This is a genomic window from Brevibacillus sp. M2.1A, from assembly GCF_013284355.2.
In the GTDB taxonomy this organism is placed as follows: domain Bacteria; phylum Bacillota; class Bacilli; order Brevibacillales; family Brevibacillaceae; genus Brevibacillus.
This window is the reverse complement of record NZ_JABSUY020000001.1, coordinates 45,434-71,173: the sequence shown is the minus strand read 5'-3', so window position 1 is coordinate 71,173 and position 25,740 is coordinate 45,434. Positions and strand designations below refer to the sequence as shown.

Genomic DNA, 25,740 nt, shown 5'->3' with positions numbered 1-25,740 from the left:
AGAAGGAGGAGATGCTTAGTGGAGTACGTGCAAGTTAGCGCTCCGGTGGAGTCACAGATGGAAGCGAAACAAGCAGTCGTGGAGCAAGCGCTATTTCAAGCGTTTAATCCCTATGCCAGTCTGACTTCACCTGCACCAGCAACGAAAGGAAATTCAGTGGTGTACGCTGTTCGGCAAGGAGATACGCTATCTGGTATTGCCCAGCGATACGGCCTTTCTCTAAAAAACCTGGTAGAAGCGAATAGTATTACGAATCCCCATCTGGTAAGCGTGGGCATGAAGCTGATCATCAAGCGTGATGAAGTCGGACATATGGTGAAAAAAGGAGAAACACTGGATTACATAGCAAGGCGGTACGGTGTGAGTCGGGAATCGTTAATCGAACGAAACCCGCTGCTAAAATGGCTGTCGGACAACCTGTATGTAGGACAGGTCGTGTATGTCCCTATCGCAAAAGGCAATCCGATGTTGGGCAACGACCCGGAGCAGAAGCGAAGTGCCGTTCATGCAGCAAGTCGGCAAGTCATCACGAGGATTCGCGGCGGTCTAAGTTGGCCTGTCAGAGAAGCAACGATTACAAGCGGATTTGGAGAACGTTGGGGAAAAACACACAAGGGTGTGGATTTGTGGAATGAACATGAATCAAAGACCCCGATTTTGGCAGCGAGAGCAGGAGTGGTTGTGGAGGCTGGCGCCAATCGGTCAGGGTATGGGCGGATGGTCGTGATTGATCACGGAGATGGCTTGCAAACCTTTTATGCCCATATGCGTCTGTTGCTGGTGTCACCTGGTCAAACCGTAGAAGCAGGTGAGATATTGGGATACATGGGGCAAACGGGTAACTCTACGGGCTACCATTTGCACTTTGAAGTGCGGCAGGATGATGTGCCGATCAATCCACTTCCCTATCTTGGCAGGTAACCCTATACAATTTACATTGCTTTTTCAATGCGATACAATGGGCAAAGCAAAGAAGCGAGGCGATTTTCCCATGTATTTAGTTTACGCAGATGAAAAAGGCAATGTATACGACCACCCAGGTCTTTTTGCAGTGGCTCGTAACGGAGATATATTGACAGAAATTCTGGAAGAAGAACTGATCCCGCTCCCGGAAGGATCGACGTTGGTCAGTTTGCCAGACACCGAGCCGATCGGAATGGACCCCGACACAGGTGAAATGGTCAAGTTGGATGGCTGTACAGCAGTAGGTGCACTTGTGCCACAAGGCATTACAAGGCTCTTGCTGCCAGGCTACGTGAAAACGAACAAGGAAAGCAAGCTGCCTCTGTTTGGCTACTCCGCAGTCGTCTGGAAGGATAACCGTTTTTGGGTAACGGGGCGCGCGAGTGACGATATTTACAAATGGGACCCGTTGAACTTCCCGATGGATGAACTGCGCCAGCGAGTGGCAAAGACGTTGGAGACGTTTCCGCAAAACCGCATTTTGAACCACTTGTCCCACTGTGCGTTGGAGTACGAATGCTTGACGGCCTCCAATAACTTTTTCAACCGCTGGGAAGGCAGCTTGCCTGTTTCCTATACCTGTAATGCGGGTTGTTACGGCTGTATTTCCGAGCAACCAGATGACAGTGGGTTCCCTTCTCCACAGACGCGGATGAACTTCAAACCGACAGAGGACGAGCTGGTGGAAGTCATGCTACACCACTTGAAGACACCGGAGAGCATCATCAGCTTTGGACAAGGCTGTGAGGGTGAGCCTTCTACGATGGCTTCGATCATTGTGCCTGCTATGCGTCGCGTACGGGAAACGACAGATATGGGCTTTATCAACATCAATACGAATGCAGGCTTGACGGATCATATCAAAGGCATTGTCGACGCCGGACTTGATCTGATGCGCGTAAGTATTATAAGTGCGATTGACGAACACTATCATGCATACTACCGCCCGCGCAACTACACATTGGAAAATGTAGCACGTTCTGCTGAGTACGCGGCATCCAAGGGTGTGTATACGTCCATTAACTACTTGTGCTTCCCTGGTGTGTTTGACCGCGAAGAGGAAATGGAAGCGATGATCGAGTTCATCCGCAGAACAGGCATTAAGCTGATCCAGTTGCGAAATCTGAATATCGATCCAGAGAGCTACTTGGCGATGATTCCAAAAGCGCAAGGCGAAGTGTTCGGCATGAAGCAAGCTATCGAAATTTATCAGCAGGAGCTGCCAGATGTCGTTATCGGTTCGTTTACACATATTCCTCCGGATCAACTCCAGCGCAGGAAAAACATGGCGTAATCGGCCAACCAGTTGCATTTCAACAGTGTTTCATGCTACTATCTGATATGTGTTTATATAACTCTGTTTCGGCAAACGATTCAGGGCGGAAAGAGGTGTAGAAGAGATGAAACAAGACATTCATCCTAAGTACAACGTAGTAACAGTTAGCTGCGCATGTGGTAACGAATTTGAATCCGGTTCCGTGAAACAAGCGTTGAAAGTGGAGATCTGCTCCAACTGCCATCCTTTCTTCACAGGAAAACAAAAATTCGTTGATGCAGGCGGCCGTGTAGACCGTTTCAAACGCAAATACAATCTGTAATAATCAGAATGTATGGGAGCAACCAGGTAGAGCAATCTGCCTGGTTTTGTCTTTTTCTGGCACTGATTTTTTGGGGGAGGACAAGTGATGACTGCCATAGTCTGGTTCCGTCGGGATCTGCGCTTGCACGACCATGCTGCTCTGCACGCAGCCATCCTCACAGGTGATCCGATTATTCCTGTTTATATAGTGGATGATTCACTTTGTCTTTCTGCGGCTGTAGGGGAAAAGCGACTTCATGCGCATTTTTCCGCGATAGCTGCACTCGACGACGCTTTGGTTCAACTGGGAGGTCGTCTCTTGATTCGCCACGGCGAACCACACCAAGTGCTTTGCCAATTAGCCGAAGAGACGAGTGCCAATAAGCTGTTTTTCAATCGGGATTATACGCCAGACGCTCGCAAGCGAGACGAGCTCGTGTCAGAAGTGTTGAGCAGTCAGGGCGTATTTGTGCATGCATGCAAGGATTTGGTTTTGCATGAGCCGGGGGAAATTATGACAAAGCAGCGTACACCATATGCGGTTTTTACGCCTTATCGCCGCGTTTGGCAGACGTTGCCCAAAGACCGTCCATTCCCTCAACCGACGAGCTGGAATCTATTTGATCGGTTGAAGGAGTTGCCGAGTGAGCCTGTTCCTACTGTGGAAGATTTCGGACGCAATCGACCGTTTGGCACTGAGTGGGAAATGAAGCAGTTCGGGGAGCGAGCCGCACGTCAACGATTGCAGCAATTTTTAGATGGTGACATTTATACGTATAAAGAACAACGTGACATGCCAGGAGTGAATGCGACCTCCCGGCTGTCTTTTGCCCTAAATGCAGGTACTTTGTCTATACGGACGGTGTATCATTGCGTACAGGAAGTGCTTTCCGATGCGCGGGGTGAGCAGGTTACCTCGATCGAAGCTTTTCTGACGGAACTTATTTGGAGAGAATTTTATCAGCAGGTGCTTTTTTTCCATCCGCACACGACTGCCCATGCTTACCTGCCGCAATTTGAAGAGGTCGCTTGGGAAAACAGGAAGGATTTGTTTGCCCGCTGGTGTCAAGGGGAAACGGGTTACCCGATTGTGGATGCTGCCATGAAGCAGTTGAATGAAACGGGATGGATGCACAATCGGCTGCGGATGATTACGGCTTCTTTTTTGACAAAGGATTTGCTTGTGGATTGGCGGTGGGGAATGGCCTATTTCGCACAGCAGTTGATCGATTTCGATGAAGCGGCAAACATCGGGGGCTGGCAGTGGAGTGCTTCGACTGGTACCGACGCGCAACCGTATTTTCGGATTTTTAATCCTGTCACGCAAGGGGAAAAGTTTGATCCAGACGGTGTTTTCGTCAAAAAATATCTTCCCGTATTGCGTGAAGTACCTCTACAATATATTCATAAACCATGGGACATGCCGGAGCATATCCAAGAGCAAGCAGGCTGCAGGATTGGCTTCGACTACCCGCTTCCTTGTGTGGACCATGCACAAAGAAGAAAGCTGGTCATGGCCTTGTTTCAGGAGGCAAAAGACCGCCATGCAAAGACTGAGTAACGACTTTTAGGCAAAGGGAGACAGAGACGTGGCACAACTATATTTTCGGTATGGAGCGATGAATGCTTCCAAATCCATTCAATTATTGACCGTTGCCCACAACTACGAGCAATCGGGGAAAAAAGTAGTAGTGTTTACTCCAGCAGTTGATGATCGCTATGGCGTGGGAAAAGTGGCTTCGCGTGTTGGGATTAGCCGAGAAGCGATTCCGATTAGCGAAGAGACCGATTTGTACCAAATCGTAGAGGCAGAATCAGTCAAGCCGCATTGCGTGTTGGTTGACGAGGCTCAGTTCATCAGCCGCCACCATGTAGATCAGCTCGTCAGGATCGTAGACAAGCTGGGAATCCCTGTAATCGTCTATGGCTTGTTGAAAAACTTCAAGAATGAGCTCTTCCCTGGCAGCGCCGCCCTTTTATGCGAGGCAGACAAAGTAGAAGAAATTAAAACAGTTTGTGTGTACTGCAATAAAAAGGCGACACATATTCTCAAGTTCAAAAATGGACAACCCGTCTACTCTGGGGAGACGATTGAAATTGCTGGAAATGATACATACAGCAGCGTCTGTCGCAAGCATTACTATACCCCTCCAGTTGCCGAATAAAGAAAGCATAAGCCACCCCCTGTTTGTCCCGTGCATGAGCCCAAAAGGCGATGCACAGACTAAGCAAAACAGGAGGTGGCTTTTTCATGTGGACACAGCCAAATTGGCTTTTGCGCAGCCCGCGTGTCGTTCTGGGCTTGGTTGTACTTACGACTGTCCTCACTGTCGGATGCGGGGGAAATACGGCTAAGCAACAGGGCTATAGTACGGATACGAGGAATACCCAGCACAATATGAAGATCAGAGGGGATCAAAGCGGCAATACACTTCAAGGCCGTGCGCCTGTTCCTGCGGATCGTGACCCGTTAATGGGGCGCAATCAGAATCCGAATATGGTTATCGGCCACTGGAACTCACGTAATACCCAAGTCGACGTGACCAATATGGAAAGAATGGCCATGTCGGTAAAAGGTGTGGAAAACGCTCGCATCACACTCAGCGATGCCAATGCATATGTTACTCTTGACCTTGTGCATAACATCACTGCGAATCAAGCGCGAACCATCGAACAGCAGGTGATTTCGCTTCTTCAGGAAAGACTCCCGCGTTACGATTTTCACTTAACCTCGCATGACGGTTACCATCGCTGACAGGTGAGCAGGACGTATGTAGCAAGGCTCGGCATTGCCGGGCCTGTTTGGCATCGGTAAAACATTTCCAGTTATAATGCACTTTGACTTCTTGCGCCATTCCTCCTATAATTTATCTGTTATAACCGTTTTTATGGTAGATAGCATTTTATCGCAATTCATATCTAACATACATGCTACCAAGGCTTCGCCTGCGCCAAAAGGCTATTATTCTTTGCGATGGGGTGAAATAAAAATGTTTACACGCTTATCTGCAGTCGAAGAGCGTTTTGAAGAAGTAACCAACCTCCTATGTGACCCCGACGTCATTAGTGATACAAAACGCTTGCGTGAACTGTCCAAGGAACAATCTTCGTTGGAAGAGACGGTAACGACATACCGTGAATATAAATCAGTGGTGAGTCAAATCGATGACGCCAAAGCGATGCTGGAAGAGAAGCTGGATGACGAGATGCGTGAGATGGTCAAGCTCGAACTCAACGAATTGTCAGCACGCAAGGAACAACTGGAAGATCGCTTGAAGATCCTGTTGCTTCCAAAAGACCCGAACGATGAGAAAAACGTGATTGTAGAAATCCGCGGTGCTGCGGGTGGCGATGAAGCTGCACTATTTGCAGCGGTACTGTTCCGTATGTACACACGTTTTGCGGAGCGCAACGCTTTTAAAATTGAAGTGCTGGAGGCAAGTCCAACCGATATCGGCGGATACAAGGAAATTGTTTTCTCGCTGTCTGGTCGTGGTGCCTACAGCAAAATGAAATTCGAAAGCGGCGCCCATCGTGTGCAACGTATCCCGGCTACTGAGTCCGGCGGACGCATCCATACTTCTACTGCGACCGTACTGGTTCTGCCAGAAGCAGAAGACGTGGAAGTGGAAGTACACGAAAAAGATATCCGCATCGATACGTTCTGCTCCAGTGGTGCGGGCGGTCAGAGCGTTAACACGACCAAGTCTGCGGTGCGCGTAACGCATATTCCTACAGGGATCATGGTTTCTTGTCAGGACGAGAAATCCCAGCATTCCAACAAAGACAAAGCGCTGCGTGTATTACGCGCTCGTCTGTATGATTTCTATATGCAACAACAAAATGCGGAAGCAGATGCTACGCGCAAAAGCTTGGTGGGTACTGGTGACCGAAGCGAGCGCATCCGCACGTACAACTATCCACAAAGCCGCGTGACTGACCACCGCATCGGTCTGACCCTGCACCGATTGGAATCGGTATTGGAAGGCGAATTGGATGAAGTGATCGACAACCTGATCCTGCATGAACAAACGGAGCTTTTGAAAAGCCATGCACACTCAGCTTGATTGGTCTGATGTCACGACGATTCGAGAAGCCCTATTACGGGCTTCTTCCTTTTTGCGGGAAAAAGGGACAAAGGATCCTTTGTTCGAAGCGGAGCTAATGATTCGTCATTGTCTCGACTGGGATCGGACGCGCTTTTTAATGGCGATGACGGATTCAATCGATGCAGAAACATTAGTGAAGCTGGACGGACTGTGCGTGCGCAGGGCGAATAACGAGCCATTGCAATACATGTTTGGCGAACAGGAGTTTTACGGGCGTCCTTTTACGGTGCGACCAGGGGTGCTGATCCCAAGACCAGAAACGGAAATACTGGTGGAGCAAGTGCTGGCTGCCGCTACAAAGCTCTGGCCTGAGAGCGAAGAGCTAGCGGTGGTGGATATCGGCACAGGGAGTGGAGCCATCTGTATTACGCTAGCGCTAGAAAAACCGCAATGGCGTGTAACTACGGTGGACCTGTCTCCTGAGGCAACGGCAATTGCTCGGGAAAATGCAAGTCATCTTGGTGCGGATGTCCGCTTTCTACAAGGGGATTTGGTGCAGCCGCTTTTGGAAGCTGGCGAAAAGGTAGACATACTCGTATCCAATCCACCTTATATCCCGAGTCGCGATGTCGAGGAGCTGGACGATGAGGTGCGCGTACATGAGCCTCGCTTGGCTTTGGATGGCGGCGAAGATGGTCTGGATTGCTATCGTCGCTTGTGTGACGCGCTGCCGAATCTATTGAAAGAAAGAGCGGTCGTAGCGTTTGAGGTAGGCATTTATCAGGCTGGGGATGTAGCGGCATTGATGAGGGCATCTGGCGTCATGAATGAGGTAGAGATTGTTCCAGACTTGGCGGGGATCGAGCGGGTTGTTATCGGAGTGAGACGATAGCACTGGCTCGTCTCGCCTTTTTTACATAGGAATGAATGTTTGAAATCGTGTGAATCCGTCCATACTGATTGCTAAAGAGAGAAGATCAGTAGAGAGGGAGACGGATAACGATGAAACGGATGTTGTTAATGGCATTTAGCCTGTTTATGCTTATGATGAGCTGGGAGGGGCAGCTTACTTCGGCCAATGTGTTGGATAATGGGCCGATCCCTCAAGAATCCGTTCGTTTGCGCATTATTGCGAACAGCGATTCGGTCCAAGATCAATGGTTAAAGCGCGAAGTCAGAGATGCGATTATCGCTCAAATGAATACGTGGGCGGACGATATCGAGACTTTGGCGGAAGCAGAGCAAGTGATTCAATCACAATTGCCTGTCCTTCAACAAGTGGTAGACAAGACGATCGAGGAACGCGGTTTTTCATACAAAGCAGTAGTCGATTTCGGCGAAGTTCCTTTTCCAACGAAGCTGTACGGCTCCTATGTGTATCCTGCGGGTAATTACCGAGCAGTCCGTGTACAAATTGGAGAGGCAAAAGGTCAAAACTGGTGGTGTGTCCTGTTCCCGCCGCTCTGCTTTATTGACATGTCCAATGGCGACGCTGTACAAGCCAAGCCAACTCCGGAGCCGGAACAATCTGAGCAAACGACAGTAGCTGTATCCGAGGAAAAGGAAGTAGCGGTCTTCCCCTTGGAAGAGAACGAAGTAGGGTTGAAATCCGAAACAAATAAAGTGGATGCCGAGCAAATGAAGGTAGAGGTAGAAGAAACCGAAGAGGTAGAAAAAGAAGAAGAAGTAACGGCCTCTGCTCCTGAAGTAGAAGTGCGATTTTACTTATGGGAAAAAATCGAGGGCTGGCTCTCCTAGCCGGACATAAAAACGACACCCGCCGCATGTGCAGGTGTCGTTTTGAATTGCCACTATTACTTTTTGAACAAAGCCTCACGGATCTCAGGCTTCAACAGACTTTGGTAACGATGAGCAGGGATCGTGAACTCTGGCATTCCTGCTGCATAAGCGGCAATTTCATATTGACCAAAATGGATAACCAGGTTGCCGTCTTTAAAGGAGAAGCCTTGATCCTCTCTGATGCCCTCGAATGCATCATAAGGGTTAAAGCCATCCGCCTGAGTCTCTGCTTTGATTTGTTGTGTAATGATTTGATTGAGAATAGTACGGTAGTCATAGCCAGGCTGGAACAGGTCAGCCAGCTTCAGTTGTTTTGCCTTGGCCTGATTATCGATGGTGTAATACGTAACATCCGTCATGCCATGTGCTCCGCCTGTATAAATGTATGTCTGTACGGAGAAAGAAACGAGCTTGCCAGCATTGTGTACCTCATAGGAGATGTCGAGTGCATGAGGGCGTAGCTCCCAGCCGTTCTTTTTCGCGTCTGCTGCATCTTCTTTGCCGGCTTTTTGTCCTTCTGCCAGGCCTGTTTGTGCTTCTTTCAGTAGCGTAGCGTTCAGTTTTGCTTCAAAAGCTTTATCCTTCATCCCGCTAATGACTGGGATGGATACTTTACCTTGAAATTCTTTCGTATCGACCGTAATGGTTTTTGGTGTGAACACGACACCGTTAGCTTGTGGCTCTGGTGCTTGCACAGCAGGCTTTGTGGAGGTTGCGGGTGAAGCGGGTGCTGCAAATACTGGAGCAGCAACGGCTGTTAACAATACAGCTGTGCCAAGCAGGCTGGAAGCTAAAGATTTAAAAGATGACATTTCATTCACGGTCCTTTCGATAAAGGGAAAGTTATTGTTTTGTTTTCGTGTTCATTCTACTACAAGGCTATGACGGATAAAGTTAAAAAAAGGTAACAATGCTCTTTTTTCCACGCTGTTCAGAAAAGTTATTCACAGGTTACCCACAGCCTGTTGAAAACTTTTTGGTGCACATCTATACTTAAGGCACTCCTTACAAAGAAACGAGCTAGAGAAAGGATTTTTTAACGATGGAAATGAATTTTGTGACAAAAGTCTGGTCTGTGGATAACGATGTGGAAAATCAGCATAGTTGTGCACAGATTGTGGATGCAGCCCGTTTTCTTCGAGAAGGGGCAGTTGTGGCGTTTCCCACGGAGACGGTTTACGGTTTGGGAGCGAATGCATTATCAAACGAAGCAGTGGAAAAAATATTTACAGCAAAAGGCAGACCCAGCGATAATCCGCTGATTGTACATATTGGAGCGTGGGACCAGTTGTCCACAGTAGCAAGTGAGGTTCCAGAGAAAGGGAAAAAGCTGATGGAGGCGTTTTGGCCTGGACCCTTGACGGTCATTTTGCCAAAAACCGATCAGGTAGCGTCGCTGGTAACGGCAGGGCTGGATTCAGTCGGGGTTCGCATGCCTGATCATCCGATTGCCTTGGCTTTGATCAAGGAAGCGGGGGTACCGATTGCAGCTCCGAGCGCCAATCGCTCCGGACGTCCGAGTCCAACGACTGCGGCTCATGTATTGGCTGACTTGAATGGACGCGTAGCAGGAGTGGTCGATGGTGGGGCAACAGGTGTTGGGGTAGAGTCTACTGTTATTGATGTGACGCAGGACCCCCCGATGATTCTGCGTCCAGGCGGCATTACACGGGAGCAAATGGAACCAGTGATTGGCTATGTGGAGCTCGACCCTTCTTTTCAAGTGGGAGCAGCCGAGGCACCGCGCTCTCCGGGGATGAAATATACGCATTACGCTCCGGAAGGGGAAATGTGGCTAGTATCAGGAGAGAGTGAAAAAGTTCGGGCAAAAATGGAAGACATGCTGCAACAGGCGAAGCAGCACGGTCAAAAAACGGGTGTGCTGGCAACGGAAGAAACAGCGCCCTTTTGGAAAAGCCACGCGGCGGCAGATGTCGTTCTTGTGGTTGGATCACAAGCGGATCTCGAAGCGGTTGCCCAACAGCTATATGCAGTGCTGCGAGAATTCGACGATCAAGAAGTACAGTATATTGTCGGCGAGACTTTCCCGCGAAACGGGTTGGGTATGGCCGTGATGAATCGCTTGGAAAAGGCTGCTGGAGGCCGCGTCTTGTCCGTGTAAACCTGTCCTAAACTCCCCCTTGTCCGCATAAGGTGAAGAGACGGGAGGGGAGCTGCTTGGATCAGGTGTTATTCCAATGGGGGCAATTTTTGACGTTGCTCATTATTGCTTTCGCCTTAAGTATGGATGCCTTTTCGTTGGGAATTGGCGTAGGGATGGTTGGGATTCGGTTACGAGAGATTATCAAAGTAAGTATCACCATCGGACTGTTTCACATTATGATGCCGATCATCGGGATTGTCGTTGGAGCGTATTTGTCCGATTTGATTGGAGATATAGCCGTGTTTATTGGCGGCGGGGTCCTGATGATCATCGGCTTGCATATGCTATGGAATGGCTTCGTTCAAGGGGATCAAAAAAGTGTGTTGAAGACAAAAGGGTTCGGACTTATGCTCTTCGCATTTAGTGTCAGCCTGGATGCTTTCACCGTCGGTTTCTCGTTCGGCTTGATCGAGGTCAATAGAATTTTGGCCATCGCCCTGTTTGGAGTAATGGGTGCCACGATGTCTTACTTCGGTTTAATGTTAGGCAGGAGTGTGGGAGGGTGGCTTGGGGATTACAGCGAATTAATAGGTGGACTTATTTTGTTTGGTTTTGGGTTAAAATTTATGATATAACCGGGCTTATTAACAGGAGAGGAGGAACCATACGTGAAACGGATACTTTTCGTCTGTACGGGAAATACGTGCCGAAGCCCAATGGCAGAAGCGATGTTCCGTGCGAAGACAGACGGACAGGGGCTTGAAATACGCTCAGCCGGAGTGGCGGCATTTGCTGGTCAGGATGCCTCCTTGCACGCCAAACAAGTATTAGAAGAGCGAGGAATTGCCCACGATCATAAGGCCAGCAAGGTAGATGATGGGTTGATTGAATGGTCTGATGTCATTTTGACGATGACGCACGGTCACAAGCGCGCGATCTTGACGTATTTCCCCTCAGCCGCTGAAAAAGTGCATACCCTACAAGAGTTCGTGGGGATAGAAGGCTTTAGTGATATTGCTGATCCGTATGGGGGATCACTGATGGATTATCGCAGGTGTGCCGAAGAAATCGAAGAGTCACTGGAAAGGCTTTCATTGATGCTCAAGGACCCAGGTCTTCGTAAATCAGTGGATGAATAGGGTGCTGGTGTATAGCCAGGACCTTGTTTTTTGTGAGAGTACGAACGATTTTTTAGTGACTTGATAAAAATGTTCACTTTTTACTTATTGTTTTTTGATGTATACTAGACGAAGATTATGAGACAAGCGAGGGATGACAGATGAAAGTAGCACTTGCTGCTGATCACGGTGGATACAAGCTAAAAGAGGAGATCAAGACTCTGCTGGCCTCCATGAACATCCAAACGGAAGACTTCGGCTGCACCTGCGAGGAATCGGTTGATTATCCCGATTATGCTTTGCCAGTAGCGGAAAAGGTGGCAGCGGGGGAATTTGATCGAGGCATTCTCGTTTGCGGAACAGGTATCGGCATGTCGATCGCAGCCAACAAGGTTCCAGGCATCCGTTGTGCACTTGTGCATGATACGTTTTCCGCACGCGCTACTCGTGAGCATAACAACACCAATGTGTTGGCGATGGGTGAGCGAGTTATTGGGCCGGGTCTGGCGCTTGATATCGTGAAAATTTGGTTGGAAACAGAGTTTCAAGGTGGTCGCCACGAGCGCCGTGTGGAAAAGATTTCGCAAATTGAAGCGAAGCATGCGGGAGTGAAGTAAGTGGATTTATCCGCTATCGAAAAACAAATCAGTGGAATTGTCGAGGAAGTAGCCGATTTGGCAGAGCTTGCAGCAGGACAACTCATGGTGATTGGGTGCAGTACCAGCGAGGTGCTCGGGGAGCATATTGGAAAAGCTGGAAGCCAAGATGTAGCGAAGGCTCTGTATCGCGGGATCCAGTCTGTTGTAGAGAAGCGCGGCTTTGCTGTGGCCTTTCAATGTTGTGAACATTTGAACAGGGCCCTGGTCGTCGAGCGCGAGGTTGCATTGCGATATGGACTGGAAGAGGTCTCGGTTGTTCCTGTTCCGACTGCTGGAGGCTCTATGGCTGCGCATGCGTTTACACAGTTCACGGATGCAGCCGTTGTGGAGCAAATTCGCGCGCATGCAGGCATAGATATCGGTCATACCCTGATCGGTATGCATCTGAAGCATGTGGCAGTACCGGTACGTCCGAAGCAGCGTCTTGTTGGACAAGCACATGTTACAGCAGCGCGCACACGTCCCAAGCTGATTGGCGGACCGCGCGCCGTTTATGAGAAGACACCACCAAATGAAAGCTGCACATAAAAGAGGAGGAGAAACTACTATGCTAGATTTTTTGCGTAAACAAGACCCGCAAGTATTGGAAGCCATTCAACTGGAGCTCGGAAGACAACGCGACAAGATTGAGCTGATCGCTTCTGAAAACTTCGTAAGCCGCGCAGTCATGGAAGCAATGGGAACCGTTTTGACGAACAAATACGCAGAAGGATACCCAGGCCGTCGCTATTACGGTGGTTGCGAGTATGTGGATATCGTGGAAAACATCGCGCGTGACCGCGTAAAAGAAATTTTTGGCGCTGAGCATGCAAACGTACAACCACACTCCGGCGCTCAGGCGAACATGGCTGTATACTTCACGATTCTTCAGCCAGGAGACACCGTATTGGGAATGAACCTGTCCCACGGTGGTCACTTGACGCATGGTAGCGCAGTAAACTTCTCCGGTACTCTGTACAATTTCGTTGATTACGGTGTAGACGAAGATACGCACCTGATCAACTATGAAGTTGTTCGTGCAAAAGCATTGGAGCACAAGCCAAAACTGATCGTTTGTGGGGCGAGTGCCTATCCGCGTACGATTGATTTTGCCAAGTTCCGTGAGATCGCGGATGAGGTGGGCGCGTACTTCATGGTGGATATGGCGCACATCGCTGGTCTGGTTGCGGCAGGTCTGCATCCAAACCCAGTACCGCATGCACATTTCGTTACTTCTACGACGCACAAGACTCTGCGTGGACCGCGTGGCGGTTTGATTTTGTGCAAGGAAGAATTCGCGAAAGGCATCGACAAATCCGTATTCCCAGGCGTTCAAGGTGGTCCGTTGATGCATGTGATCGCAGCAAAAGCGGTTGCCTTCGGTGAAAACCTGCAACCAGAATTCAAGGATTATGCAAATCGCATCATCAAGAATGCGCGTGCGTTTGCTGAGGCACTGACTGCTGAAGGTCTGACGCTAGTTTCCGGCGGAACGGATAACCACCTCGTATTGGTTGATGTAAGCAAAATCGGCCTGACAGGTAAAGTGGCTGAGCATCTGCTGGACGAAGTAAGCATTACTACGAACAAAAATACGATTCCTTACGATACACAAAGCCCGTTTGTTACAAGCGGTGTCCGCATGGGTACGCCAGCAGTTACAAGCCGCGGTTTTGATGAGGAAGCAATGAAAGAAGTAGCAGCGATTATCGCTCTGACATTGAAAAATCCAGAGGATGCTGCGAAGCACGAGGAAGCACGCCAACGTGTGGCAGCTTTGTGCCAACGCTTCCCGATGTACGAAGGCTTGAATATCTAAGCAAGGCAACGTGAAGCAGACCCGGTGGAAAATTCCCCATACGGGTCTGCTTTTTTTCCACTTCGCGGCTGTCGTTAGGGATCAAGGATGTGAAAAAGTACGAAGATTAGGCAAATTGACGGCACCACTCTCACCAGCTATTATAGAAAGGATGTATTGATAGGGAAACGGAGGAAATGACATGAGCCGTGTATATGTGTTTGACCATCCGCTGATTCAGCATAAAGTTACGTATATTCGTGACAAGAATACAGGGACCAAGGAATTTCGCGAACTGGTAGATGAAGTGACTACTCTGATGGGCTATGAAATTACCCGTGATATGCCGTTGGAGGAAACTACTATCGAAACGCCAGTGGCTACCTGTCAGTCGAATGTAATTGCTGGTAAAAAAGTAGGGTTGGTACCGATTCTTCGTGCTGGTCTTGGTATGGTGGATGGCCTGATGAGGCTGATCCCTGCTGCCAAAGTAGGACACGTAGGTCTTTACCGTGATCCGGAAACCCTGCAGCCTGTTGAGTATTATGTGAAGCTGCCATCCGATGTTGCTGAGCGTGAGTTGATCGTAACTGACCCAATGCTGGCGACTGGTGGCTCTGCTGTTGCCGCTCTTACTGCTTTGAAAAAACGTGGAGCGAAAAACTTGAAACTGATGTGCCTCATCGCTGCTCCAGAAGGCATCAAGCTGGTTCAGGACGAGCATCCTGATGTAGATATCTATGTAGCAGCTGTTGATGAATATTTAAACGACCATGGATACATCGTGCCAGGCTTGGGCGATGCGGGTGACCGCTTGTACGGCACGAAGTAGTCGGAGAGGGAAAAACGGATGAAAACTGTAAAAGTAATGACGGTATTCGGCACACGTCCGGAAGCGATCAAAATGGCACCGCTTGTCCATGAATTGAACAAGTACAGCGAACAGATCGAATCTGTCGTTTGCGTGACGGCCCAACATCGTCAAATGCTCGATCAGGTTTTGGACATTTTTGATATTCAACCAGACATTGACTTGAACATCATGAAGGATCGCCAAACGCTGGTGGGTGTGACCACTCGCGCATTGGAGAGCCTGGATGAAACAATGAAGGAAGTAAAACCGGACATCGTCCTCGTACACGGGGATACGACAACCACTTTTGTGGCGAGTCTGGCTGCTTTTTACAACCAGGTAGCAATTGGTCACGTGGAAGCGGGCTTGCGCACATGGGACAAGTACTCGCCGTTCCCGGAAGAGATGAATCGTCAGCTGACAGGTGTCATGGCTGACCTTCACTTCTCCCCGACTAATGGATCGGCTGACAACCTTCGTCGCGAAGCAAAGCCGGAAAAGAGCATCTACGTGACAGGAAACACTGCAATTGACGCGTTGAAAACGACCGTTCGCGAGGATTACACGCATCCGGTGCTTGATCGCGTAGCTGGTCAGAAGCTGGTGTTGATGACGGCACACCGCCGCGAAAATTTGGGCGAGCCGATGCGTCGTATTTTCCGTGCAGTTCGAAGACTGGTGGATGAGCATCCTGAGATTGCTGTTGTGTATCCGGTTCACTTGAATCCTGCTGTACAAGAAGTGGCGCAGGAGATTCTCGGGAATCACGATCGCATTTCGTTGATCGAACCATTGGATGCCCTTGATTTCCACAACTTCGCTCGTCGCTCCCATCTCATCCTGACCGATTCCGGCGGGGTGCAGGAGGAAGCGCCGTCTCTTGGCGTGCCAGTCCTGGTTCTGCGCGATACGACAGAACGTCCTGAGGGAATTGAAGCAGGCACGTTGAAACTCGTGGGAACCGACGAAGAGCAAGTGTATGCAATGGCAAAAGAATTGCTGACCAACCAAGCGGCTTACGATGCAATGGCGCATGCTGTCAACCCATATGGGGATGGCGAGGCTTCCCGTCGTATCGTAGAAGCAATCCTCTATCATTTTGGTTTGCGGGCTGAACAACCAGAGCCTTTCCAACCAGGTCAGTAACATACAGCTAGGAAAACCCGCCAGGTACCGTTCGTCAAAACCGGGCGGGTTTCTTGTTGTAGAGCGATTTTTGGGGTTTCGATGACTGATGATTTGGTATGTTTTTCTAATAGGGAATCGAGAGAATTGGCGAAACTATCCATGACCTTTTGCGTCTAATATTTAGTTGCTTGGCTTAGATGGTAGAAAGACAGAGTTTGGAATACGGAGAGGAGTTACCAACATGAGAGCGCAAAGGATAGTGACGCTGCTCACGGCTACGACCATGGCCTGGGGAGCTTTTGTTCCGTTTGTGCCGTTTGCGACCAATGTCGCACACGCCAGAGCGGAGACAAGTGCATTGAATATGATGTGGCAAACCCCAATTGGTGAGGGGACCACTTTACAGAAATATACGAAATCATTTGCCAATCAAGTAGTCACGATCATGGTAACCAAGGTTGATCTGAATAATCCTTACGTTGAGGTCAAACCGGTATACGGAACGAAAGGCAAGCTGACAGACAGGCAGACGGTTACACAAATGGCGCGTGAAACTGGAGCTATAGCAGCGATCAATGCCGACTTTTTTAACATGTCCAAACGGGGAGCGCCGTTTGGTATCGTCATGAAAGACGATGAACTCATTTCGTCCATGGGTTTGGTCTCCTACTGGTACGCGCTGGGCTTGACTGGCGACAAGATGGCCATCGTCGACAAGTTTGGGTTTGGCGGCAAGGTTACGGCTCCTAATGGCGCTACCTATTCGATTCAGGGTGTCAACAAGGAAGAGTACAACCCGAGTGATTCACGAAAAAGTCACCAGAACCAACTGAACGTCTATACCCCTTCCTTTGGCAAAACCAGCTTGGGGACGATACCGGGCTACAAAGATGTCGTCGAGATTTTGTTTGTAGACAACGTAGCCAAAGAAGTTCGTGTGAATCAACCTGGCGTATACATACCTTACAACGGCTATGTCCTTTGGGGACATGGAGCAGCAGGAGCATTCCTCAAGCAAAACTTCCCTGTAGGCGCTACTGCAGCGGTTGAGTACCAAACGACACCACAGACACTCAACCTAAAGCAAGCGGTAGGCGGCAATGTGATTTTGGTTGATCAAGGGAAAGCCCTCACTTCCTTTCAAGCGGACAAGTCCATCATCAACAAGACGGCACGCACATCGGTCGGAGTTTCCCAGGACGGGAAGACCTTGTACATGGTCACGATCGATGCGAGCCAAGGCGTTTATTTGGACGAGCTGGCAAAAATCATGGCGGAGCTCGGCTCTTATCGGGCTGTAAACTTTGACGGTGGTGGCTCTACGACCATGGCAGCTCGCATGCTGGGTGAGACACACGCAAATTTGGCGAATAAGCCGAGCGGCGGTGCTGAGCGCCGAGTGCCTACTGGACTGGCCGTATACAACACGGCACCTGCGGGAGAATTGAGAGGCTTCCAAATCGATGTACCGGCAGATGTGCTTATCGGACAATCTATCCCGCTCAGCGCATCCAAAGGTTATGACGTGCATTACCAGCCGTATGCGATCAATGCAGGCGATGTGAGCTGGGATGCTAGTCAGTCCGAAGCGGGCTCCGTAAATGGCAAGCACTTCACACCAGCTCGCTCTGGCAAGATCACATTGACTGCGCGATTGGGCAATGTGACGCAAAATAAAGACATTCAAGTCATTTCCGGCAACGATGTTCAGCAAATCATCGTTTCCCCGAATCCGATCACGATTGCACCGGGACAATCCCTTACTCTCGATGTCAAAATCAAAACGAAAAAGGGCTCAACCGTACAAGCGACACCACTTAGCGTAAAAGCGAGTGTCGATTCTTCTGTAGCGACGATCAACGACAATCTGCAACTGGTAGCAGGCAATGAGCCGGGCAACGGAAACCTGACGATTACGTATGATGGCGTGGCGACAACCGTACCATTTGCCGTTGGACAATTTGAGCAGCCATGGCTGACCTTCGATAATCAGGCCGGCATGTACCATGCAGCGAATCCATCCAGCATCAGTTCGGCTGGTTCGTTTGCGCTCGTTTCCGATCAGACATTCCGCACGAAAAAGGCAGCGAAGCTGGTGTACAACTTCTCTGGAGCACCAGCGAACAACATGCGGATTTCGTACGGCGTTCTGGGGGCAAAACCTGTGACCATTCCTGGCAAGCCGCTCGGATTGGGCTTGTGGGTCAATGGTGACAACAGCGGACATTGGCTCCGTGCTGAAGCAGTCGATGCAAACGGGAAGCCGGTCTACGTCGATCTGGCTAAAGAGATCAATTGGACAGGCTGGAAGCAAGTGAAAGGCTACTTCCCGAGCAATGTTGCCTATCCATTGCAATTGAAGAGTGTGTATGTCGTTGACCAAGCCAATGATGGCATTACACACGACAAAGGAACACTGTACTTCGACGAATTCTCGCTCCTCTTGGGCAACCAGACAGGTCAGCCAAGCGATGCGGCGGTTGTCCCTGAACTGCCAGGCAGCATGTCACTCGGAGCAGAGCTCGATCTCCACTATTCCTTTGAAAATACCGCATCTTACCTGGATAGTGCGCTGATTGATGTGGAGTCGATCGTGACCCAGCCGATGCCAGGATATGTACCTGCTGATTATTCGTTTACGATTAAACCGGGCGAACTAAAAGCAGGGCAAGAGGACGCAATTTCCACTTCGTCTATTCAGTTGACCTTGGCACCGAAGCAATGGCTCGCTGGAAAAGGTGTTGGACTCTTGTACGTAAACCAAGTGAACAATACGTTGGATCCGCTTCTGGGAACCATGAATGCTCAAGGTCAGTGGGTATATGAAGTCAATAGCTACGGCAAGTACATTCCGTACTACCTGGACAATGCAGGCACGAGCAGCGCTGGATTTACAGATATCACGAAGCATCCAGCCAAGGCAGAAATAACCTACATGGCGGAAAAGGGCTACGTGAAGGGTTTGACGGAGACGACGTTTGGCCCAGAGGTTTCTCTGACAAGAGCACAGTTCGTCACCCTGCTCTCGCGCTCTTTTGGGTGGGAGCTCCCTTCCTCACCAAAGCTGAAATTCAAGGATAAGGTGCCTTCCTATGCGCAAGGTGCCGTACAGGTTGCCGTTTCCAAAGGTCTGGTGAAGGGGTATAACGATAATACTTTCCGTCCGGATCAGCCGGTGACTCGCGCAGAGGCCGCAGTCATTCTCGATCGTCTCGTGAATAAAAAGGGAGCGGCGAAAAAGCTCTCCGATAAAGGGACCTGGCCATCCTGGGCAACTACATCTATCAACAACATGGTCGGACTCGGTCTGATTGATCCAGTTGGATCAAATTACCAACCAAATAAACCGACGACGAGAGCAGTGTGTGTCGTAGCGCTGTATCGCATCCTGCATCAAGATAAATAGAATCGGAATATAAAAGGTCAAGCTTCTCTAACGAAGAGAAGCTTGACCTTTTTTGTTGCCTTCCTGAGTTTTAGAAGGTATCGATAAACTGACAAAGCTGGTGAGAAGAAAAAGCGCAGGGCTCGTAGACCTTGACAACGCCTTCCCAGTCGGAGCTTCCAAAAGGGGACCACGCTTGTCGAACACTTCTTCCTTGAGAAGCTTCCGCCCGTAGGGTGGCTTTGGCTCGACGGTCCCCTTTTGGAAGTGGAGACGGACAGTAAATCCCCTTTGCGGGCGTGTCAGAGTCGAAGAGAACTGCGCTTTTTCTTCTCCTCCCCTATGTTGACTCAAACCAGAAAGTCCTTTTATTTTTCAAGATCAAAAAAAGCTTTGTCAAAATGAGTTAACCATTTTAAAATAACAGTTAACAAATATATGTTAACCAAGGTTGTGATTTGGTTGTTAAAAAGTTATGCAGAGCTCTCTGCCAAAAACAAGCGATACGTGTGGCATCCCTTCACCCAAATGAAAGACTACGTCGCACAGGAGCCATTGATTATTGCGAGAGGAGAAGGGATCAAGCTGTTCGATGTGAACGGCAAGGCTTATTACGACGGCTTTTCCTCCGTGTGGTTGAACGTCCATGGTCACAACGTTCCCGAGCTAAATCAGGCAATCACAGACCAGCTCGACCAGATTGCCCACTCTACCTTGCTCGGCATGGCAAACGTCCCATCCATTTTATTAGCGGAAAAACTGATCCAGCTCGCTCCAAAAGGATTGAGCAAGGTCTTTTACTCTGACAACGGGGCAACGGCGGTCGAAATCTCACTGAAAATGGCGTTCCAATACTGGCAAAATCGCGGGCAGACCGGCAAGCATTCGTTTATCACGATGAACAATGCCTATCACGGGGATACGATTGGAGCTACCAGCGTGGGAGCCATTCCTCTCTACCATCAAGTTTACAAACCACTGCTCTTTTCTCCACACGTCATTCCATACCCTTATCCATACCGGCAGGGAGGAGAAGAAGCAGCCGTTCAGGCCACGTTGAGCAGTCTGGAAAGCTTGCTTCGGGAAAGAGCTCATGAGATTGCGGCGATGATCGTAGAGCCTGTCGTGCAGGGAGCAAGTGGCATGATTATCATGCCAGACGGTTGCTTGAAAAAAATCGCGGAGCTGTTGCGCGCCCATGATGTATTGCTGATCGCAGACGAGGTAGCAACAGGATTTGGACGCACAGGCAAAATGTTCGCTTGTGAGCATGATGGGGTCGTGCCGGACATCATGGCGGTTGCGAAAGGGCTCACGGGCGGGTATTTACCAGTAGCGGCTACCTTAGTAACCGAGCAGATTTATGATGCTTTTTTCGCCGACTATGAGGAACAGAAAACCTTCTTTCACGGACATTCGTTCACAGGAAATCCACTCGGCTGTGCAGTTGCTCTCGCCAACCTGCGGCTGATGGAGGAGCGCGGAGTCGTTCAACAAGTAGCAAAAAAGGCAATCGATCTGGATCAATTGCTAGGGCCGTTATACGACCTGCCTCATGTAGGAGAAATTCGGCAAAAAGGCCTGATGGCGGGAATCGAGCTGGTTCGGGATAAAGAGACCAAGGAGCCTTATCACTGGAATGAGCGGATCGGTGTACGTGTCTGTCAGGCAGCAAGAGAAAAAGGGCTTTTGACACGACCGTTGGGCAACGTCATCGTTTTTATCCCACCGCTTGTATCTACAACCGAAGAATTGGCTGACATGGTTCGGATTTTGGCGGAATCGATTCAGGACGTAACGACAGGCGATACGAGGAGTGATTGATATGGCTGATCGCCCCTTATCCGGATTGTTCATCACAGGGACAGATACTGGGGTAGGCAAAACGATTGTGACTGCCGGAATCGCATCCGTGTTGCGTGAGACAGGAGTGGACATCGGGGTTTGGAAGCCGGTCCAGTCAGGAGCACGAGCACAGGATGAGGGCAGTGACGCAATGCGCTTGAGATCGTGGAGTGGAGTGCATGACGCGTGTGAGGAGATAGCTCCGCTCTGTTTTGCGGCACCGCTTACCCCTTATCTGGCTGCGGAAGCAGAGGGGAAAAGCTTGACTATGGAGCAAGTAATTGCTGGAGGACGCCCCCTGATGGAACGTTATCCGGCACTCCTCGTCGAAGGAGCCGGTGGTCTGATTGTGCCATTGACTCCAACCGAAACGATGGCGGATCTTGCTGTTCGACTGAACCTGCCAATGCTCATCGTGGCTCGGGCTGGGCTCGGCACGATTAACCATACGCTGTTGTCCGTTTGGTATGCACGGGAACTCGGGATCGAGGTTGTAGGTGTCATCCTGAATCAAAACAACTCAGCTGGTGTCATTGATGAGAGTGTCAAAACAAACGCGAGCATGATTGAGAGCTATGGGGGAGTTCCTGTATGGGGCGTACTTCCATGGATAGACCAACCGTTAGGGCGTCAGCAGTTGACACAGTTAATCCACGAATGTGTAGACATCGGACAGCTGTACCAGTGGAGCCATAAATAAAATGAAGGGGAGACGAGAAAATGAAGCAAAGCACCTGTCTGGATTGGAAGGAATACGCCCATAAAGCGATTGCCAAAGAAGAGTTTACGCAGGAAGAGGCTATGAAGGTGTTGCAAGCGCCAGATGATGAGCTGCTGCTGGTCATGAACGAAGCTTTTCGCGTCAGAAAGCACTTTTTCGGAAAAAAGGTCAAACTGAACATGATCATCAACGCCAAGAGCGGCCTATGCCCGGAGGATTGCGGTTACTGCTCGCAGTCGATTGTTTCGAATGCTCCCGTATCCAAGTACACGATGCTGGATAAGGAGACATTGCTCGCAGGTGCGCGAGAAGCCATGAATCGAAAAGCAGGTACATACTGTATTGTCGCCTCAGGACGTGGTCCCACGGAAAAAGAGCTGGGGCAGGTCATCGAGGCAGTCAAAGAAATCCGCGAGACAATGCCACTGAAAATTTGCGCGTGCTTAGGGATACTAAGCGACGAACAAGCAACGCGACTAAAAGATTCAGGTGTTCACCGCTACAACCATAATCTCAACACGAGTCGCAACCATTACGAAGCGATTACGACAACGCACACGTACGATCAGCGTGTACAGACAGTCGATACCGTAAAAAGAGCAGGGATGTCGCCCTGCGCAGGCGTGATCATCGGCATGGGGGAGAGCGATGAGGAGATCGTTGAAATGGCATTTGCCCTGCGCAATCTCGACGCAGATTCCATCCCGATCAATTTTTTAAATGCGATTCCAGGAACCCCGTTGGAGGATAAAGGACGCACCCCGGCAATGAAGGCTCTTCGTGTTCTCGCCTTGTTCCGATTTATTTGCCCGGATAAAGAAATTCGTGTTGCGGGTGGTCGCGAAGTGAATCTGCGCACCTTGCAGCCGCTTTCCTTGTATGCAGCCAACTCATTGTTTGTAGGTGATTATTTGACGACACCCGGGCAAGAAATCACGACAGACCATCAGATGATTGAAGACCTCGGGTTTGAAATCGAGCTGTGTGCGTTGTAGGACAAGTAGGTCAGTGATGAAGAAACGCTACACATGGCTGGAAGAAGAATACGATTCATTGTGCAAACAATCGTTGGCAAGAGAATGGAACACTGTAGAGTCAGCCATTGATCGCGCTGGCACGTGGATTCAAGTCGAAGGGAGACCATTATTAAACCTGTCATCGAACAACTATTTGGGCTTGGCTCATGATCGACGAATCGTGGAAGCTGGCAAGATAGCGGCAGAGGAGTGGGGGGCAGGAGGAACTGCCTCTCGCCTCGTCCATGGTAACTACGCGTTATACGACGAGCTGGAACAACAATTGGCGGCGTGGAAAGAGAGAGAAGGGGCGCTTGTTTTTGCAAATGGCTATCAGGCAAATACAGGGGTACTTGCAGCGCTTGCTGGAAGAGGCGACGCTGTTTTTAGTGATCGGTTGAATCACGCCAGCATCGTAGATGGGATCGTGCTCAGTCGGGCGGAGCATTTTCGGTATAGACATAACGACATGGAGCACCTGGAATTTTTGCTGAAAAAGCACCAGGATACAAGACGGAAGTGGATCGTCACGGACAGCATATTCTCCATGGACGGTGATAAAGCCCCTCTTCTTGAATTGGTACAACTGCGAGATCGTTACGATGCCATCCTTATGGTTGACGAAGCCCATGCAGGGGGAGTGCGTGGTGAGGAAGGGCAGGGCTTGTGCCACGAGCTAGGCATCGCCGGACAAGTCGATGTTTTGATGGGAACCTTCAGCAAGGCATTTGGTGTTTATGGCGCATACGTATGCGCAGATGAGATCATCATTCGTTATTTGATGACAAAAGCACGCTCGCTAGTCTATTCCACAGCTCTGCCTCCTGCTGTGATTGGTTCGAATCTGGCGGCGTTGTCTTTGGTACAAACAGACTCTTGGCGAAGAAAAGCAGTGAGGCAGAATGCGCTCATGTTTCGCCAGTTGCTTCGCTCATACGGGTTTACCGTAGACGAAGAAGATACGCCAATTATCCCGCTCACGTTAGGAGAGAATGAGTGGACTTTGCAATTCAGCAAAAGGCTTCGGCAGCGAGGGATTGCAGCAGTGGCGATTCGACCTCCTACTGTGCCAGCAGGAACCGCGCGTATCCGTTTTACGGTGATGGCTGACCATACGCGCGAAGAGCTGGAGTGGGCTTGTGAGCAAGTGAGCGAAATCAGAGACGAGCTTCACAAAGGAGGGGCGATATCGTGAGAAAAGTGATGCTGTGGCTAAACGGGTGGGGAATGCCAGATTGCAGCTGGGATGCAGTTCGCTCACAGTTTCCTTCCTATCAGCATATCATTCCTACTTATTCGGACGTCACGGACCCCTCACAATTTTACGAGAGAGTAGAAGAGGAAGTCCGCTCCCAATCGGCTCAGGAGCTGATTGTAGTGGGATGGTCAATGGGAGGAATGCTCGGATTACGCCTCGCTGCCCAGTACCCGGTCTCAGGACTTGTTTTGATCGGCACGACAGCACGCTTTACGAGCGAACAGCATGATCTTCGTAAAGGGTGGCATCCCGTTGTTTTGCAAAGGATGAAAAGGCAGCTTTCTGTTGCACGCGAGCGTGTGATGGACACTTTTGTCAAACAAATGCTAACACCAGGAGAGCGAGAACAAACAGGTCTGCAAGTGGGACTGGACAGCCAGAATTGGAGTACGGCGGCGTTGGTTGCGGGCTTGACCTATTTAGAAGAAGAGGATTGCCGCCCGTTTCTGTCTTCGCTGACTACTCCTGCTCTCGTCATTCATGGAATGGAGGATGCTATCTGTTCGTTCTCAGCGGGAGAAGAGCTGGCGAGTAGCCTTTCGAGTGCCCATTTCGTGCAAATTCCTGACTGTGGTCATGCCCCGCATGTATTTGTTCCAGAGGTTGTAGGAGATTCGCTAAAGAGGATGGTGGAGCAGCTTGCAGAAGAGGGCAATCAGCAGCCGATTTAGTGAGAAGGCTGTCTCATACGAAAAATACGCACTCGTGCAAAAGAAGATGGTCGATCATTTGAGTCAAATGATTATAGAGATAGCGAATGAGAATGATGTGCGAAACATCGTAGAGATTGGCTGTGGGACAGGGGGGTTAACCCGCGTCATTCGCAGCTATTTTTCTGCTGCCCATTACGAGGCGGTAGAGATTGCGTCAGGCATGTTGGAGCAGGCGAAGAACAATCTGGAGCAGCAACGCCTGATTTGCTCCTATTTTCAAGCTGATGCCGAAGAATGGGTTTGGGAACAACAGGCGGAGTCAAAGGATTTGATCGTTTCAGGAGCATGCTTTCAGTGGTTTGCCAAGCCTACGCATACGCTAAAAGGATTGGCAAGAATCCTGAAGCCCGGAGCACCTTTGGTTTTTTCAACATTTGGACCCGATACTTTTTGGGAGCTGCATGATTCGTTTGCGAATGCTCATGCGATTTTGGGGGAGAAGGGAGTGCGCCATGGCTTGGAGTTTCTCTCTGCACGTGATTGGCGTGAGAAATTGAAGCAAGCAGGGTTTACGGATATAGAGATCATTAGGAAATATGAGCGGCTAACGTACCCGGGTGTACGGGATTTTTTGCATGCCGTGAAAGCTGTAGGCGCCAGTGCAAGTATGGAGCAAGGGAGCGGTCTCGGCCGCAGAAAACTCCTTGCAGAAATGATTCAATACTATGAGCAGACGTATAAAAGAGAAACAGGCATCCCTGTCACCTACGAAGTTATTTACGTTCGCGCGATTTCATCGGTGTAGTGTGTTATCAATGATCTTTGTTATGGA

Annotated in this window: 25 protein-coding genes; 24 read left to right on the top strand and 1 reads right to left on the bottom strand. The window is 49.8% G+C overall.

Annotated features, from left to right (window positions below):
* Positions 1-18 precede the first annotated feature (18 nt).
* From HP567_RS00340 to spoIIR, 9 genes are all read left to right on the top strand, one after another.
* Entirely contained in the window at positions 19-921 is a 903-nt protein-coding gene (locus HP567_RS00340; RefSeq protein WP_173610448.1) for a M23 family metallopeptidase, read from the top strand.
* Between the two features lie 70 nt (positions 922-991).
* On the top strand, positions 992-2,257 hold the full coding sequence (locus tag HP567_RS00335) for a radical SAM protein (RefSeq protein WP_173610449.1): 1,266 nt from the start codon (positions 992-994) through the stop codon (positions 2,255-2,257).
* A 106-nt stretch (positions 2,258-2,363) separates the two neighbouring features.
* Positions 2,364-2,561, top strand: a complete 198-nt coding sequence (gene rpmE / locus HP567_RS00330) for a 50S ribosomal protein L31 (protein ID WP_015893651.1) — start codon at positions 2,364-2,366, stop codon at positions 2,559-2,561.
* A gap of 87 nt (positions 2,562-2,648) precedes the next feature.
* Positions 2,649-4,103 (top strand): cryptochrome/photolyase family protein, encoded by a 1,455-nt coding sequence (locus tag HP567_RS00325; protein ID WP_173610450.1) that lies wholly within the window; start codon positions 2,649-2,651, stop codon positions 4,101-4,103.
* A 28-nt stretch (positions 4,104-4,131) separates the two neighbouring features.
* Complete coding sequence (locus HP567_RS00320; RefSeq protein ID WP_007725515.1) at positions 4,132-4,707, top strand: thymidine kinase; 576 nt, start codon at positions 4,132-4,134, stop codon at positions 4,705-4,707.
* An 86-nt stretch (positions 4,708-4,793) separates the two neighbouring features.
* Positions 4,794-5,297, top strand: coding sequence for a sporulation protein (locus tag HP567_RS00315; RefSeq protein WP_173610451.1), 504 nt, complete (start codon positions 4,794-4,796; stop codon positions 5,295-5,297).
* A gap of 235 nt (positions 5,298-5,532) precedes the next feature.
* The gene (gene prfA / locus HP567_RS00310; protein WP_047069834.1) at positions 5,533-6,609 is read left to right on the top strand and encodes a peptide chain release factor 1; all 1,077 of its coding nucleotides are present in this window, start codon (positions 5,533-5,535) and stop codon (positions 6,607-6,609) included.
* Complete coding sequence (gene prmC, locus HP567_RS00305) at positions 6,593-7,483, top strand: peptide chain release factor N(5)-glutamine methyltransferase (protein WP_173610452.1); 891 nt, start codon at positions 6,593-6,595, stop codon at positions 7,481-7,483. The genes prfA and prmC overlap by 17 nt, the downstream gene beginning before the upstream one ends.
* A 110-nt stretch (positions 7,484-7,593) precedes the next feature.
* Positions 7,594-8,349 (top strand): stage II sporulation protein R, encoded by a 756-nt coding sequence (gene spoIIR / locus HP567_RS00300; RefSeq protein ID WP_173610453.1) that lies wholly within the window; start codon positions 7,594-7,596, stop codon positions 8,347-8,349.
* A gap of 56 nt (positions 8,350-8,405) precedes the next feature.
* Here the strand turns inward: spoIIR and HP567_RS00295 are convergent, their stop codons facing one another.
* A complete protein-coding gene (locus HP567_RS00295) occupies positions 8,406-9,203 on the bottom strand; it encodes a DUF3298 and DUF4163 domain-containing protein (RefSeq protein WP_173610454.1) in 798 nt (265 codons plus the stop codon).
* A 230-nt stretch (positions 9,204-9,433) separates the two neighbouring features.
* Between HP567_RS00295 and HP567_RS00290 the strand changes: the two genes are divergently transcribed.
* The 15 genes from HP567_RS00290 (at position 9,434) to bioC (ending at position 25,713) form a co-directional block, all read left to right on the top strand.
* The gene (locus HP567_RS00290) at positions 9,434-10,513 is read left to right on the top strand and encodes an L-threonylcarbamoyladenylate synthase (RefSeq protein WP_173610455.1); all 1,080 of its coding nucleotides are present in this window, start codon (positions 9,434-9,436) and stop codon (positions 10,511-10,513) included.
* A 56-nt stretch (positions 10,514-10,569) separates the two neighbouring features.
* Entirely contained in the window at positions 10,570-11,130 is a 561-nt protein-coding gene (locus HP567_RS00285) for a manganese efflux pump MntP (RefSeq protein ID WP_173610456.1), read from the top strand.
* Between the two features lie 33 nt (positions 11,131-11,163).
* Positions 11,164-11,634 carry a low molecular weight protein arginine phosphatase gene (locus tag HP567_RS00280; RefSeq protein WP_088909763.1) on the top strand — a complete coding sequence of 157 codons (471 nt, stop codon included), beginning with the start codon at positions 11,164-11,166 and terminating at the stop codon, positions 11,632-11,634.
* Between the two features lie 140 nt (positions 11,635-11,774).
* Positions 11,775-12,230: a ribose 5-phosphate isomerase B gene (gene rpiB / locus HP567_RS00275; protein ID WP_007725502.1), complete on the top strand. Its 456-nt coding sequence runs from the start codon at positions 11,775-11,777 to the stop codon at positions 12,228-12,230.
* On the top strand, positions 12,231-12,800 hold the full coding sequence (locus HP567_RS00270; protein WP_173610457.1) for a TIGR01440 family protein: 570 nt from the start codon (positions 12,231-12,233) through the stop codon (positions 12,798-12,800).
* Between the two features lie 19 nt (positions 12,801-12,819).
* The gene (gene glyA, locus HP567_RS00265; RefSeq protein WP_173610458.1) at positions 12,820-14,070 is read left to right on the top strand and encodes a serine hydroxymethyltransferase; all 1,251 of its coding nucleotides are present in this window, start codon (positions 12,820-12,822) and stop codon (positions 14,068-14,070) included.
* 181 nt (positions 14,071-14,251) lie between these two features.
* A complete protein-coding gene (upp, locus tag HP567_RS00260; protein ID WP_047069825.1) occupies positions 14,252-14,881 on the top strand; it encodes a uracil phosphoribosyltransferase in 630 nt (209 codons plus the stop codon).
* 18 nt (positions 14,882-14,899) lie between these two features.
* Positions 14,900-16,048 (top strand): non-hydrolyzing UDP-N-acetylglucosamine 2-epimerase, encoded by a 1,149-nt coding sequence (gene wecB, locus HP567_RS00255; RefSeq protein WP_173610459.1) that lies wholly within the window; start codon positions 14,900-14,902, stop codon positions 16,046-16,048.
* 223 nt (positions 16,049-16,271) lie between these two features.
* A complete protein-coding gene (locus HP567_RS00250; RefSeq protein ID WP_173610460.1) occupies positions 16,272-19,436 on the top strand; it encodes a phosphodiester glycosidase family protein in 3,165 nt (1,054 codons plus the stop codon).
* 417 nt (positions 19,437-19,853) lie between these two features.
* Complete coding sequence (bioA, locus tag HP567_RS00245; protein WP_173610461.1) at positions 19,854-21,239, top strand: adenosylmethionine--8-amino-7-oxononanoate transaminase; 1,386 nt, start codon at positions 19,854-19,856, stop codon at positions 21,237-21,239.
* Between the two features lies 1 nt (position 21,240).
* Positions 21,241-21,960: a dethiobiotin synthase gene (gene bioD / locus HP567_RS00240; RefSeq protein WP_173610462.1), complete on the top strand. Its 720-nt coding sequence runs from the start codon at positions 21,241-21,243 to the stop codon at positions 21,958-21,960.
* A 20-nt stretch (positions 21,961-21,980) separates the two neighbouring features.
* A complete protein-coding gene (gene bioB / locus HP567_RS00235; RefSeq protein ID WP_047069820.1) occupies positions 21,981-22,976 on the top strand; it encodes a biotin synthase BioB in 996 nt (331 codons plus the stop codon).
* 16 nt (positions 22,977-22,992) lie between these two features.
* Positions 22,993-24,192: an 8-amino-7-oxononanoate synthase gene (bioF, locus tag HP567_RS00230; protein ID WP_173610501.1), complete on the top strand. Its 1,200-nt coding sequence runs from the start codon at positions 22,993-22,995 to the stop codon at positions 24,190-24,192.
* Positions 24,189-24,926 (top strand): alpha/beta fold hydrolase, encoded by a 738-nt coding sequence (locus tag HP567_RS00225; RefSeq protein ID WP_173610463.1) that lies wholly within the window; start codon positions 24,189-24,191, stop codon positions 24,924-24,926. Before bioF ends, HP567_RS00225 begins: the two co-directional genes overlap by 4 nt.
* Positions 24,895-25,713, top strand: coding sequence for a malonyl-ACP O-methyltransferase BioC (gene bioC, locus HP567_RS00220; protein ID WP_173610464.1), 819 nt, complete (start codon positions 24,895-24,897; stop codon positions 25,711-25,713). The genes HP567_RS00225 and bioC overlap by 32 nt, the downstream gene beginning before the upstream one ends.
* The last annotated feature ends 27 nt before the right edge of the window (positions 25,714-25,740 follow it).